The organism is Azospirillum endophyticum, from assembly GCF_016595245.1.
GTDB classification, from domain to species: domain Bacteria; phylum Pseudomonadota; class Alphaproteobacteria; order Azospirillales; family Azospirillaceae; genus Azospirillum; species Azospirillum endophyticum.
Genome location: NZ_JAENHM010000073.1, coordinates 412,482 through 425,371, shown reverse-complemented (window position 1 = coordinate 425,371; position 12,890 = coordinate 412,482). Strand labels below are relative to the sequence as shown.

General features: G+C 68.2%; 11 protein-coding genes. 2 read left to right on the top strand and 9 right to left on the bottom strand.

What is annotated here, in order from left to right; genetic code table 11:
• The first annotated feature begins 248 nt into the window (after positions 1-248).
• Positions 249-1,556 carry a L,D-transpeptidase family protein gene (locus tag JHL17_RS28945; RefSeq protein ID WP_200198094.1) on the top strand — a complete coding sequence of 436 codons (1,308 nt, stop codon included), beginning with the start codon at positions 249-251 and terminating at the stop codon, positions 1,554-1,556.
• Positions 1,557-1,590: 34 nt separating this feature from the next.
• Here the strand turns inward: JHL17_RS28945 and JHL17_RS28940 are convergent, their stop codons facing one another.
• Positions 1,591-1,959: a DUF2934 domain-containing protein gene (locus tag JHL17_RS28940; RefSeq protein WP_200198093.1), complete on the bottom strand. Its 369-nt coding sequence runs from the start codon at positions 1,957-1,959 to the stop codon at positions 1,591-1,593.
• A 370-nt stretch (positions 1,960-2,329) separates the two neighbouring features.
• Between JHL17_RS28940 and JHL17_RS28935 the strand changes: the two genes are divergently transcribed.
• Complete coding sequence (locus tag JHL17_RS28935; protein WP_247893877.1) at positions 2,330-3,949, top strand: polysaccharide deacetylase family protein; 1,620 nt, start codon at positions 2,330-2,332, stop codon at positions 3,947-3,949.
• Positions 3,950-3,984: 35 nt separating this feature from the next.
• Here JHL17_RS28935 and JHL17_RS28930 read toward each other — a convergent pair whose 3' ends face one another.
• From JHL17_RS28930 to JHL17_RS28895, 8 genes are all read right to left on the bottom strand, one after another.
• Positions 3,985-4,350, bottom strand: a complete 366-nt coding sequence (locus JHL17_RS28930; protein WP_200198091.1) for a hypothetical protein — start codon at positions 4,348-4,350, stop codon at positions 3,985-3,987.
• 161 nt (positions 4,351-4,511) lie between these two features.
• On the bottom strand, positions 4,512-4,790 hold the full coding sequence (locus JHL17_RS28925; protein WP_200198090.1) for a hypothetical protein: 279 nt from the start codon (positions 4,788-4,790) through the stop codon (positions 4,512-4,514).
• Positions 4,791-5,454: 664 nt separating this feature from the next.
• The gene (locus JHL17_RS28920; protein WP_200198089.1) at positions 5,455-7,521 is read right to left on the bottom strand and encodes an amylo-alpha-1,6-glucosidase; all 2,067 of its coding nucleotides are present in this window, start codon (positions 7,519-7,521) and stop codon (positions 5,455-5,457) included.
• A gap of 7 nt (positions 7,522-7,528) precedes the next feature.
• Positions 7,529-9,529, bottom strand: coding sequence for a malto-oligosyltrehalose trehalohydrolase (gene treZ / locus JHL17_RS28915; RefSeq protein ID WP_211113612.1), 2,001 nt, complete (start codon positions 9,527-9,529; stop codon positions 7,529-7,531).
• Positions 9,530-9,677: 148 nt separating this feature from the next.
• The gene (locus JHL17_RS28910; protein ID WP_200198088.1) at positions 9,678-10,400 is read right to left on the bottom strand and encodes a DUF6683 family protein; all 723 of its coding nucleotides are present in this window, start codon (positions 10,398-10,400) and stop codon (positions 9,678-9,680) included.
• A gap of 102 nt (positions 10,401-10,502) precedes the next feature.
• Positions 10,503-10,757, bottom strand: a complete 255-nt coding sequence (locus tag JHL17_RS28905; RefSeq protein WP_200198087.1) for a hypothetical protein — start codon at positions 10,755-10,757, stop codon at positions 10,503-10,505.
• A gap of 21 nt (positions 10,758-10,778) precedes the next feature.
• The gene (locus tag JHL17_RS28900) at positions 10,779-11,954 is read right to left on the bottom strand and encodes a zinc-dependent alcohol dehydrogenase (protein ID WP_200198086.1); all 1,176 of its coding nucleotides are present in this window, start codon (positions 11,952-11,954) and stop codon (positions 10,779-10,781) included.
• Entirely contained in the window at positions 11,951-12,712 is a 762-nt protein-coding gene (locus JHL17_RS28895) for an SRPBCC family protein (RefSeq protein WP_247893876.1), read from the bottom strand. The genes JHL17_RS28900 and JHL17_RS28895 overlap by 4 nt, the downstream gene beginning before the upstream one ends.
• Positions 12,713-12,890: the final 178 nt, after the last annotated feature.

Genomic DNA, 12,890 nt, shown 5'->3' with positions numbered 1-12,890 from the left:
AATCGTCTCCGGACGGCTATCCGTATAAGGAAGGTCATCGCCCGAGGCAATTAAAAAATTTTGCACTGTGACCTTCCTGCATAGGCAGGTCATAGGACGGCGGCAGGAAGATCACACCGCAAGAGTGATCGTCGGAATTTCGCGCCGCACGGCTCGCCTTCCATTATTGCGTTGCATAAATTGATCGTAAGGACCGCAACGCATCCGTTCGGACGTTCAACCGGCCCACCGTGACAGAGGGTTCCGACATGACCGCATTCGCCGACCTCCTCAAGCCCCGCAAGCTGGCCATGCTGGCGCTGAGCGCCGCATCGGCGCTGGCGCTGCTCGGGATCGAGCCGGCGGACGCCCTGCCCTACCGCGACACCTTGACCCAGTGGGCCGACCGGTTGGATGCCGCCGCCGCCGAACTGGATGGCAAGCCGGTGCAGCCATCCACCCGGATCGGCGAAGGCGGGCTGATGAAGCCCGGCAGCAGCGGCGAGCGCGTCGGCCGGCTGGCGCAGCGGCTCGTGGAACTCGGCCTGCTGCCGGCGGACAAGCTGTCGCAGGTCTTCACCAGCGACGTCGACCTCGCGGTGAAGGCCTTCCAGCTTGCCCAGCGGATGAAGCCGGACGGGCTGGTTGGCGCCGGCACCCGCGAGGCGCTCGATCGCACCCCGGCGGAGGCCGCGGCCCTGATGCGACAGAGCGCCACGGCGATGCGCAGCTTCCGCGACACCGCCCCCGACAATATCCTGGTGGTGAACCTCACCGACCAGACCACGACGCTGGTGCGCGGCGGCGAAGAGGAGTTGACGATGCGGGCCATCGTCGGTCGGCCGTCGCGCGAGACGCCGCTGCTGACCGACCGCATCACCCACATCATCGTCAATCCGACCTGGACGGTGCCGCCGACCATCATGAAGGAAGACAAGCTGCCGAATCTGCGGGCCAAGGGCACGCCCGGCATCCAGAACGCCATCGTCTATCTCGACGGGCAGGAGGTGGCGCCGGAGACGGTCGACTGGCACGACGTGACGCCGGGCCGCGTCCGCATCGTGCAGCAGCCGGGCAACCACAACGCGCTGGGCCGCTTCCGCTTCAACCTGACCAACCCCTACGACATCTATCTGCACGGCACCAACGAGCCGCGGCTGTTCGCGCGGGAGCTGCGGTCGATCAGTTCAGGCTGCGTCCGGCTTGAAGACCCGCGCCGGCTGGCCGAACTGCTGCTCCAGGGCACCAACGTGACCTCCGCGCGGATCGATCGCATGCTGGACAAGCCGCAGCCGCAATGGGTCAAGCTGGCGACGCCGATGCCGGTGCAGTTCGTCTATTGGATCGCAACGGTGGAGGCCGACGGAGCGGTCCGGCTGCATCCGGACATCTACGACCGGATCGACGATGCGCCGGCCGGCGTGTCGGCACCGGCGACGGTACCGGTGCCCGGCACGCTCCCGGCGGTGGCGCCGGCCTCCGCCCCCGCCGGGACGCCCGCCATTGCGCCGTCCGACACCCCGGCCGGCAAGTCGGCGAACGAGGCGGTACCGGGGACCGACAGGTCCCGCGTCTGACGGCGCGCCGGGAAGGCGCGCCGCCCCGGGTCCCTTACGCCCGACGCCGCGTCTTCTTGCTGCGATTGGGCGGTACGGCGGTGGAGGCCGCTTCTTCCGGCGTCGGCCAGACGTCGCGGTCGCCGCGCATCGGGATCCCCATCTCTTCGCCCTGGTCGGCGAGACCCGGCTGTTCGCCCTGGTTGGCGATGCTCAGCACCGGCTCCACCGGCTCCGTCCGCATCGCGGTGGCTTCCGGGCCGCCCGCCGGGTTGGGCTTCAGCGTGTCGAGATAATTGTCCTGGATCGCGATCTCCTCGCTCGCCAATTCCCAATTGGCGTCGGCACGGCCCTCAGGCCGCCCCTCACGTTCCCAGATCTCATGCGCGCGCCGACGGATGCGGCTTTCCAAATCCTCGGCCATACGGGTCGTCTCCTTCACGGGTCGGGCTTTCCAAAAGGGGGGAAGCGGACGCGACCGGGGGCGCGTCTCGCGACGCCCGGCCACTCCGCCGATCCTTTAATGAACCCCGCCGCTCCCCCGCCGGTTCCGAAGCCCCTCCATCGTCCATGCCCGCACTCCCGTTTCCGATACCGTTTCCGAACGGCAACGCCACTCCGAAAAGCACGAAAGACGGGGAAATTCCGCCGCTTGTCGTTTGAATTAACCCCATCGTGATGATATTGCACCGCCATCAACCGGTGGTCCGCAGATAGTGGCCGGGCCAAGCGACGGGACCGATATGTTGCGCATTTTCCGGCCGAACGCCGCCTCCACCAGCCCAGGTTCCCGCATGGCCGATGACGCCGGACGCCATGGCGTCATGCCGGCCCCGCAGGGGGGCGACCGCCTGCTCAAAGCCATTCTGCTGGCCTGCGCTCTCAGCCTGCCTGCCCTGCCCTCCCACGCCGTCGACAACGCCACCAAACGCCAGCCCGTCGCGAGAACGCCGATCGCAAAGCCGGAGGAGAAAGGCGTTGCACCGGTCCAGCTGCCCGCTTCCGCGCCTGTGTCCACTCCCGCGCCCGACGGCCCGCTTCTGCAGTTGGGCATCTATTCGCGCGACGGCGATGCCTGGTGGATCTGGAAGAACCTGCAGCAGCGCGAGCGTGACCTGACCGCCGGACTGACCGCCTCTGTCATGATGCTGGACGGCAAGAGCGAGGCCGGCGGCGTCGCCCTGTACGCCCAGGTCGCCAAAGGCTCGGACGCGCGGGCATTGTGCCGGCGGATCATCGGCGCCGGCTTCGGTTGCCTTGTCGTCGACCGTCCAGCCCCGATGGCGGTACCGGTACCGCCGTCGGCGGCGGCGGCGCCGACCACCCTGTCGAAAGCCGCGCCCGAGAAATCGCCTGGCGAAAAGCCGGCCGCCGGGAAGGTGGTCAGCGCCGCTGCTCCGCCGGCGACGACCGCCGCGGCCTCCACGGCAGTCTCCACAACGGCGAAGCCGCCGGCCGTGACCGTCGCCGTCGCTCTTCCCCCGTTCGACACGAAGCCGTCCGATCCCAAGCCGCAGGCGGCAGCCGGCCCGGAGACGGCGACCACCACCTCGGTCCTGGCACCGATCGGCTCCGCCGTCGCCGCGCCGCTGGCCCCTCCGCCGCCGTCGGTGGCGGCCGCCATTCCGCCGGCCGATGGATTGGTCATCTACAACGAGGAAGACGCCCGCACCATGGCGGACATCGAGCAGCATAGCCGCCGCAAGGGCCGGCTGCGCTCGGTGATGCCGGATTCACGCTATGACGTGATGCCGGCGACGCTCAAGCGGGAAAACTGGAACCTCTGCGCCCTCACCTTCGACGACGGGCCGCATCGTACGGTCACCCGCCAGATTCTCGACATCCTGAACCAGGAGGGCGTCCGCGCCACCTATTTCCCCGTCGGCCGCATTGCGGAGCGGCAGGGGGAGTTGATCCATGATTTCGTCGCCGGCGGGCACGAGATCGGGAATCACAGCCTGACCCATTCCGACCTGCGCAAGATGGATGCGGCCGGTGCCCGCTACGAGATCGCGGAGACCAACCGCATCCTGAAGGAATTCGGCGCGAACCCGGTGTTGTTCCGCCCGCCCTACGGCCGCTATTCGGACGAGCTGCTGACCATCGCGCGGGAAGAGCATATGGGCTCGGTCCTGTGGTCGGTCGACACCCGCGACTGGCATGTGCGCAACGCCGATAAGATCGTCAGCCAGATCAAGATCGCCGGGATGCCGGGCAACGTCTTCCTGATGCACTCCACCTATCCCAGCACGGCGCAGGCCCTGCCGCGCGTGATCGCGGAACTGCGGGCCAAGGGCTGCGAGTTCGTCACCCTGTCCGAATGGCTGGAGCGGGCACGCGTCCTGGCACTGCCGAAGATCGTCAACGCCGGCATGCCCTCGCCCGCCGCCGGAGCGTCGTCCGACCGCCAATAGGCGGCTCGAAGCGGCGACGCCCTTCTACCAAGCCGCTACCGTGCGCCCTTGTTGCCGTCCTGCCGCTTGCGGTGCTGGGCATACTGACGGATCACCGCATCGATTTCCGTCGGCAGGATCGTCCAGGTCGCGCCGAAGGTGTCGCCCTTGATCTCCACCACCGAAACGGTCGCATTGAAGGTGAACTTGCCGGCGGGATCGTCCACGCGCACCGAAACCTTGGCGTTCTGACCAACGACCAGCGATCCGTCGAAGCCGCGGGCGACGAAGCCCTTCGTGGTCAGCGACAGGATGGGAAAGCTCTTTCCGTCGCACTGGATGACGCTGACCGGCATGCGGGCTGCCGGCTTGGCCGGCTTCTTGTCGCTGACCGCAACCTTGAGGAAATCGAAAAGCCCCATCCCGCGCCCCCGGAAAGCCGCCGCGGACCGCCGGGCGGAAGGGCGAACGCCGCCCTCACCCGCGATTAAACGCAGACACGCATCCCGGAGCAACGGAATCCTGCGGAGGGCGCCGCCATCGAGACCCCGCCGCAGCCTCGATGCCGGACACGGCGGCACACTCAATGCCGGATGGAGTCCTGCAGGGAGGTCCAAGCCCGCTGCGCCCGCTTGACCGACAGAAGGGCGAAGGGCAGCAAGGTGACGAGAACCACCGTCATGCCGACCAGGATCGACAAGGTCCCAAACACGTCCGAGTTTGGAAGACGTGCCACCAGCCCGGCCAGAAGATGGAGGATCAGCGCCCCGAGAACGGAGGTCGCCAACAACGGACCGATGACGGCGGGCAACAAGCCCAAGGCTGCATGCCGCGGGCGCTTGTCCGACACGGCAGCGGACATGGCGGCGGATTCGGCATCGCTCCCATCCCATCCGGGCCGGGCCGTCGGGTACGGCATGCCGGCAACGCCTCGCACAATGCTCCGCATTGGCACCTCCGCTCTGTCTCTCTGTCCGCACCCCGTACGGTCGATCGCCAACTGGATCAGTCTCTGTCGCCGAGTGAACCAGGGTGGGAACTATAGGGTGATTTCTCCAGTCTGGCCAAAATCCAAAGCGATTACCCCGTTACGCCGAGCCTTATCCCGGCATTGAACCAAAGGACACAGACCGAAAGCAAATTTCTTCCCGATCGGCGCAAAGGCAGCCATGGCCGCGGGCGAAGTCCGCGGTCTCCACAGAGGCTGTGGATAACTGTGTGGGCAAGCCGTGGGAAGCCCCGATTCGCTCTAGGCAATTCAAGGGCCCCGCTGTGTTTGCCCAAAAATCAGGCAATCATCGTAAGCAGCTGATTTATAAGAAGAAACGCACTTTACGCGCTCTGGAAGCCCTGGCCGCGTGTCAACCGAAATCTGTCATATTCCAGGGCACTCGGTGATTTCACACCCTGTTGTGCCCTGTTGACAACTGTCCCCAAGGGCATTGCACCATCGTTACGGGTGGGGCGGCCCCAATCGGCCGCCCTATGACCTTCGGAGAATCAGAGCTCCGTAACGTTGGCGGCGCCTAGCTTTCCGTCTTCGCCCAGCAACGCAGAACCTCCGCCACGCTCCAGGCCTGGGAGATGCAGCCACGTGGCGTGAAGGGGGCCTCGGCATCGAAAATCTCGCTGATCGTGCCGATCCCGGCCTCGTCCAGATGCGGCAGGAACCCCTCCAGCAGGCGGCGCGCGCCTGCCTTGTCCTCCGGGTGCAGCTTCAGCCACGCATCGACATAGGGACCGATCAGCCAGCCCCAGACGGTGCCCTGGTGGTAGGCGGCGTCGCGCGCCCGCAGGTCGCCGAAATATTTGGCCTTGTAGTCGCGGCAGCCCGGCGCCAGCGACCGCAGCCCGAGCGGGGTCAGCAGGCGGCTGCGCACCGTCTCCACCACCGGCTCCCAGCGCTCGCGCTCCAGCACCGGATGGTCCAGCGAGATGGCGAAGATCTGGTTGGGCCGGCAGGCGATGTCGTCGCCGTGTTCGCCATCGACCACGTCGAACAGATGGCCGGCCGACTGGCACCAGAACCGCGCGTTGAAGGAAGCGCGGGCTTGGTCGGCCAACTCGGTCAGCGGGCGGGCGGCGGCCTCGCCGTCCTCCTCGCGCAGCCATCCGGCCATCAGGCGAAGGGCGTTGTGCCACAGCGCGTTGATCTCCACCGCCTTGCCCCGGCGCGGCGTCACCACCCAGTCGTCGACCTTGGCATCCATCCAGGTCAGCTGGTACCCCTCCTGCCCCTGGCGCAGCAGCCCGTCGCGCGGATCGACGCCGATGCCGAAGCGGGTGCCGCGACGGTGGAAGTCGATCACCTCGCGCAGCTTGGGCAGCAACAGGCGCAAGGTATCGCGGTCGCCGGTGGCGCTCAGATAGCGGTGCAGGGCGTGGAAGAACCAGAGCGTCGCGTCGGCGGTGTGGTACAGCCCGCGGTCCTTGCCGTCGGGGAACATGTTGGGGATCAGGCCGTCGCGGATGTAGTGCCCGAAGGTGTGCAGGATCCACCCCGCCTCCATCTGGCGCCCGGTGGACAGGGTCAGCCCCTCCAGCGCAATCATGGTATCGCGGCCCCAGTCGGTGAACCAGTGGTAGCCGGCGATCACGGTGCGCACCTCGTCGCCTTCCGCCCGCGCCCGCATCTGGTCGGCGACGCGTCCGGCCGGAACGAACAGGAAGCTGTCGGCCGACAGCACCAGCTCCGCCATCGCGCCGTCGCGCAGGGAGGGATGGGCGTTCTGGATGATGCGGCGGCGGCGTTCCGCCTCGAAGCCCAGCACGTCCGCCGGCGGCAGGGCCTCCAGCCGCCACCATTCCTCGGTCGCGGCGGCAAAGGTGATGCTCTGGCCCGCCCCGACCTCGCCGCTGAAATAGCCGGGAGTCCACAGCGACCCGCGGGACTGGTAGCCGCGTTCGTCCTCCACCCGGTAATAGACCTCGCGGCGGATGCCGCCGTCGAGCGTCATCGGGAAATCGCCGCCCTCGATCGCCATGCGCAGCACCGGCAGGTCCGGACCGGCCGAGACCTCGTAGCGCTGCCCGGCCGCGGTGACGCGGTAGGCCCCCGCCAGCGGCCGGTCGACCGCCGATTCCAGCGTACGGAAAGCCAGCACCGGCCGCAGGCGCAGCCGTACCGGTGCCTTCGCCTCCATCACCCGGTAGGTGACATGGACGATGTTCTGGCCGTGCGGCAGGACGATCTGCTTCTCGATCACCGCCCCGCCGGCGCGAAAGCGCCAGACCGGCAGGCCGGCCTCCATGCGGAACTCCTGCAGGGCGGCGGTCTGGCCCTCTTCGCCCGTCTCGGTGTCTGCCGTCTCGCCGCCGGCGGAATCGCCCCCGGCATCGCGGCAGCTCAGGTGGAAGCTGCGGCCATCGGCGTCGATCACGACGTCGCTCAACTGGCTCAGCATCAGCACGCGGCCGAGCGGGGCCGGCAGCGCCGCGATCAGCAGCCCGTGATAACGCCGCGTCACCGCCCCCGACACGGAGCCGGAGGCATAGCCGCCCAGGCCGTTGGCGACCAGCCATTCACGGGTCTCCGCGCCGTTCGGACCAGTGTTCAGGACCTCACGCGACAGGGTGCGGACGAAATCAGCCATCGTGGACCTACGCTCTTCTATCGTTTGCCGACCTCTTGGAAACCACGATGACCGGGGTTGTGTTGCCTCCGGCATCGTCGCTTTTCGTCGGAAAGTCATGCGCCGGCCCGAAAACCACCGCGGCATGGCCGGGCAGCCGCCATGCGCCGTCCGGCTGTTCCACCGGCGCGGTGCCGCAGCCGCCATAGGCGGGCTCCTCGCTGGACCACAGCAAGCTCCAGGCCCCATCACGCGGCGGGGCCAGCAGCGGGTCGGCCAACGCACGCAGGGTCAGGTCACGGCCCAGATTCACCAGGACCAGCCGGTCGTCCCCTCCCGCCTGCCCGAAGAAGCGCAGGACGAAGGCCTCCTCCCCGAGCACCGCGCCGTCCAGCCCGCCGGCACGCTGGGCGGCGAAGACCGGGTCTTCCTTGCGCAGGCGCAGCAGGTCGCGGTGCAATGTCCAGGCGGCGGCATTGGTCTCGCGCTCCCGATGGTCGAGCTTGCAGCGGGTGAAGCTGTCTTCCGCATGGGGCTTGGGCAGGGCCGCCCGCATCGTCGGGTCCGCGATGCTGGGGAATTGGGTCAGGAACTCGGCCCTGCCCGTCTCGACCAGCCCGGCAAGATCGGGCTTGTGGTCGGCGAAATAGAGGAAGGGGGTGCTGGCGGCGAACTCCTGCCCCTGGAACAGCATCGGGGTGCCGGGTCCGAGCAGGATCAGCGCCGTCATCGCCCGCAGTCGCCCCGGCGAGGTCAGCGCATGCAGCCGCAGACCGCGGGCCGAGTTGGCGATTTGGTCGTGGTTCTGCAGGAAGCCGACGAAGGCCGGCCGCGGCACATCGAAGGCCGGCATGCCGCGCCGTTTGCCCTGCCAGCGATACCACTGCCCCTGATAGAGGAAGCCGTGCTTCATCGCCGACACGAATTCCTGCGGCGTGCCGCGATAGTCGGTGTAGTAGGCCTCGGCCCTGCCGGTCAGCGCCACCATGGCCGAGTGGTGCAGGTCGTCGTTCCAGATGGCGCAGAGCCCGCAGCCGCCCTCCTCGGTCGGCCTCACCATGCTGGCATGCTGCGGCTCGTTCTCCCCCACCAGGATGGTGGCGCGCCCGCCGGCGGCCTTGCGCACGGTGCGGGAGATCTCGGTCAGGATGTGCGGCTCGCCCCTCCCCTCGCTGCCGTCATGGATCGACTGGGTGGCGTCCAGCCGCAACCCGTCCAAATGGTATTCCTCGATCCAGAAGGCGGCATTCGACAGGAAGAACTCGCGCACCGGAGCGGAGTTGGGACCATCGAAGTTGATCGCCTCGCCCCATTCGTTCTTGTAGCGGTCGGTGAAGTAATCGTCGGAAAAGCACTTCAGGTAATTGCCGTCCGGGCCGAAATGATTGTAGACGACGTCGAGAATGACGGCGAGCCCCAGCCGGTGCGCCTCGTCCACGAAGCGCCGCATGGCGTCGGCATCGCCATAGAGCCGCGTCGGCGCGAACAGGTTCACCCCATCGTAACCCCAGCCGAAGCGGCCGGGGAACTCCGACACCGGCATCACCTCCAGCACCGTCACGCCGAGATCGGCCAGCGCCGGCAGTTCGCGGACGGCGGCCTCCCAGCTGCCTTCCCGGGTGAAGGTGCCGATATGCATCTCGTAGATCACCTGGCCCTTGATGGCTCGGCCCTGCCAGCCCTGGTCGGTCCAGGCGAAGCGGTGGGGATCGACCAGTTGCGAGGGACCATGCGGCCCGTCCGGCTGGAAGCGCGACATCGGGTCGGGATAGAGCGTGTCCCTTCCGTCCAGCCGGAGGCGGTAGAGCCCGCCGTCCCCCAGCCCCGGCACCGCGCCGGAGAAATAGCCGTTCCCTTCGCCCTTCAGCACCGTCGCCCGCCCGTCGGGTTCGGTCACGAGGTCCACCCGCGTCGCCTTCGGCGCCCAGACCCGCGCGTGCGCGCCACCGGGCTGCAGTTCCACCCCGATGGGCCAGCGGCGTTTGACGGTAGCCTGCGCCTGTTCGACAGGCGGAACTGTGACGGACATCTTCACGGAAACGGACCCCCCGGACGAGTGATGCGGACTTGCCTTGTGGGGATGGTCAACAGGTGCCGGGCGGCGTGGTCACGCCGGGGGCGGGAAATTGTTTCGGAAACTAAGGAAACGCCGGGGGACAAGGCGATACCACCTTTCCTCACCGTCCCCCGCCTGGAACGAAGCCGCCGCTGGTGATCTCCATCCTTGCCATGTCGAGCCCCATGCCCCGCGCACCCTTGGCAACGGCCCGCTCGACCTGCCGCATCAGCGCGGGATTGCCTTTGGCCTGCTCCACCGCGGCGTCGATCAGCGCCGTCTGGACCAGCAGAGCCTCGGCAAGCTCCTGCTTCTCGGCATCGGACGCCCTGGCGGGGCTGCCGGCGCCATTCAGCGCCTCTGCGGACTGGGCGCGGACGGCGGCGTACATGTCGCGGCCCAGCGTGTCATTGTCGCCGCGCGTCGCCTGCCATGCGGTGATCCACCACAGCGCGTAGACGTCCGCGAGATTGTCGGTCCGCAGGCCGACGGGGGCGATCGCCGCCCCGATCCGCTCGATGATGTCGCCCTCCGCGAACAGCCGCTGCAGATCGGCGGCGCCGTTCGGATCGACCGCCCGCGTCTTTTCGACGAAGGCGGCGAGATTGGCACTGCGCCGCGCCTTCGACGGCGCATAGCCCAGCCGCGAGACGTCCGGCGGCGGCGTGTTGCGCCGCTCTTGCTCGTTCCTGAGTTCGCGCAGATGGGTACCGAGGACGTCGGTCTGGGCAATCGATGGCACGAGGGTGCTCCATGACCAGCCGTCGATGATGGACTGTTGCGCGGCAGCATCGTTCCCTCCCAGCGCGATGGCCAGGGCGACGACACCCAGAAGCTTCCTCATCCCAACTCCCTTTCCCGAAGCACGAAAAGGGAGAGCGGACGACAGCCCGCTTTCCCTGGGAAGAGGCCCGATGGAGGTAACGTCATGGAGCAGGACCGCCCCTCAAACCCTCTCGCCGAAGCTCCGCGCCGCAGCGTCGATCACCAGCGGATGGGCGCGCAGGGTGGTCAGCACAGCTTCGACCTTGTCGTCGGCGACGTCGAGCGTCACCAGCACGTCCGCGCGGTCGCCGCGCTCGGCATCCCGCTCCTCCCGTCCCGTCTGCACGACGTTGCCGAAGCGGTCGCGCAGGCTGCCGACGATCTCGGCCTCCACGCCCCGGCCGCGTTCGGCGGGATAGGCGTAGACCAGTTCCATGACCCTTCTCCCTTCCTGTGCTTATGGGGCGAAGACGACGCGCATGCAGGCGTCGGCCTTCTCCTTGAACATGCGATAGGCTTGCGGACCGTCGTCCAGCGGCAGGCGGTGCGTCAGCAGATAGGAGGGATCCAACTCGCCGTTGCGGATGTGCCCGAACAGGCGCTCGGCATAGCGCTGGCCGTTCTGCTGGCCCATGCGGAAGGTCAGGCCCTTGTTCATCGCCGCCCCCATCGGGAACTTGTCGATCAGCCCGCCATAGACGCCGACGATCGACAGGGTGCCGCCCTTGCGGCAGCTCTCGATCATCTGGCGCAGCACCGCCGGCCGGTCGGTTTGCAACCCCACCGCCTGCTTGGCCCGGTCATAGAGGTCCTCCACCGCGTTCGACGCGCTGTCGGCCTCCATGCCGACGGCGTCGATGCAGATGTCGGGACCGCGCCCGCCGGTCATCGCCTGCAGCGCGTCGAAGATGTCGACGCGGCTGTAATCCAGCGTCTCCGCCCCCGCCTTCATCTGGGCGGCGCGCAGCCGGTCGGGAAAGCGGTCGATGCCGATCACCCGCTCCGCCCCCAGCAGGATGGCGCTACGCATCGCCATCTGGCCGACACCGCCGCAACCCCACACCGCCACCACGTCGCCCGGCTTGATGCCGGCCATGTCGGCGGCCATGTAGCCGGTCGGCACCGCATCCGACACGAAGACCGCCTTCTCGTCGCTCACGCCCTCTGGCACGCGGAAAGCGTTGAAGTCGGCATAGGGCACGCGAATGTATTCGGCGTGGCTGCCGGCATAACCGCCGAAGGCGTGGCTGTAGCCGAAGATGCCGGCACCGCAATGGCCGTAGGCGGTGCGGGCATGGTCCGGGTTGGGGTTGGAGTTGTCGCACAGCGAGCTTTCGCCGTGCTGGCAATGGCCGCAATGGCCGCAGCCGATGATCGACACGGTGATGACCCGGTCGCCTCGGTTGAGATAGCGGACTTCCGGTCCCTTCTCGACGATCTCACCCAGGAACTCGTGGCCGATGATGTCGCCGGGCCGCATGGTCGGCACATAGCCGTCGATCAGGTGCAGGTCCGACCCGCAGACCGACGACAGCGCCACCTTGACGATCACGTCATGCGGATTGATCAGCACCGGGTCGGGCACGCGCTCGACCCGCAAATCGTTGGTCCCGTTCCAGCAGAGCGCCTTCATTCCGCCGTCCCCCGGAAAATGCCGGAGCCGTTTCCGCGCGGCTGCCGCTCGATGGTCGACAGTTCCCCGGTCTCCACCCGCTGCTTCAGGCGGCGCAGCGCCTCTTCCGCCTGCCCTTCCGGCGTCACGCCGAGATGCGCCGCCACCTCGGCGGCCGGGACGCGGTAGACCAGAGTCAGCCGCACCTCGGTACCGCGGTCCCCCGGCGCCTGGCTCAGCATCAGCGAAGCCCGGTGCGGCAGCACCGTCTCGCCCACCGTATGCCAGGTCAGCAGCCGGTCCTCGTCGACGCGGTCGAGCACGCAGCGCCAGTTCGGCGCCTCGCCGCCCGCCGTCCCGCCGTCCTTGGCGAACCAGCGGCTTTCGGTGGCCGACAGCACGTCCACCCGTTCAAGCTGCGGCATCAGCTTGGGCAAATTCGCGAAATTGCGCCAGAATCGGAAGATCGTCCCCGGCTCCGACGCGATGGTGACGACCGCCTGCGTGCGTTCCGGCGTCAGCGACCGGCGGCGGGAGGCCGGGACATGGCTGCGCCAGGCACCGGAGCCCGGCATCGCGTTCAGCGCCCGCTCCCCAAGGGGCCGCAGCCCCAGGGCGCCGGCGGCGAACAGGCCGGCGCCGCCGAGCGCCAGCATCGCACCGCCCCATCCGGACCGCCGCAGCCCCAGCACGCCGAGCGCAGTGCCGCCCATCAAGGCGAGCCAGCGGCCGCCGGTCGCGACACCGGTCGGCCCCAGGCCGGCCCCGATCCGGCTCATGCCCGAACCCAAAGAGCCCGGCTGTGGCCGGCGGCCGTGCCCGGTCAAACTGTTCGACGCCATCGCCGCTCCTTTCCCGTCTGTCCAAAGGCTATGGACAGAGAACAGCCGGGTTGCGGCTTCGTTGCCTCACCCGCCATGGCAAAGGGCAACCGCCGGGCGCTCCCGCTGTTACCAT

What these genes read in the sequence shown, in the direction of transcription:
- JHL17_RS28945 (WP_200198094.1), top strand. Translation starts at nt 249, where the DNA reads ATGACCGCATTCGCCGACCTCCTCAAGCCCCGCAAGCTGGCCATGCTG.
- JHL17_RS28940 (WP_200198093.1), bottom strand. Translation starts at nt 1,959, where the DNA reads ATGGCCGAGGATTTGGAAAGCCGCATCCGTCGGCGCGCGCATGAGATC.
- JHL17_RS28935 (WP_247893877.1), top strand. Translation starts at nt 2,330, where the DNA reads ATGGCCGATGACGCCGGACGCCATGGCGTCATGCCGGCCCCGCAGGGG.
- JHL17_RS28930 (WP_200198091.1), bottom strand. Translation starts at nt 4,350, where the DNA reads ATGGGGCTTTTCGATTTCCTCAAGGTTGCGGTCAGCGACAAGAAGCCG.
- JHL17_RS28925 (WP_200198090.1), bottom strand. Translation starts at nt 4,790, where the DNA reads ATGTCCGCTGCCGTGTCGGACAAGCGCCCGCGGCATGCAGCCTTGGGC.
- JHL17_RS28920 (WP_200198089.1), bottom strand. Translation starts at nt 7,521, where the DNA reads ATGGCTGATTTCGTCCGCACCCTGTCGCGTGAGGTCCTGAACACTGGT.
- treZ (WP_211113612.1), bottom strand. Translation starts at nt 9,529, where the DNA reads ATGTCCGTCACAGTTCCGCCTGTCGAACAGGCGCAGGCTACCGTCAAA.
- JHL17_RS28910 (WP_200198088.1), bottom strand. Translation starts at nt 10,400, where the DNA reads ATGAGGAAGCTTCTGGGTGTCGTCGCCCTGGCCATCGCGCTGGGAGGG.
- JHL17_RS28905 (WP_200198087.1), bottom strand. Translation starts at nt 10,757, where the DNA reads ATGGAACTGGTCTACGCCTATCCCGCCGAACGCGGCCGGGGCGTGGAG.
- JHL17_RS28900 (WP_200198086.1), bottom strand. Translation starts at nt 11,954, where the DNA reads ATGAAGGCGCTCTGCTGGAACGGGACCAACGATTTGCGGGTCGAGCGC.
- JHL17_RS28895 (WP_247893876.1), bottom strand. Translation starts at nt 12,712, where the DNA reads ATGAGCCGGATCGGGGCCGGCCTGGGGCCGACCGGTGTCGCGACCGGC.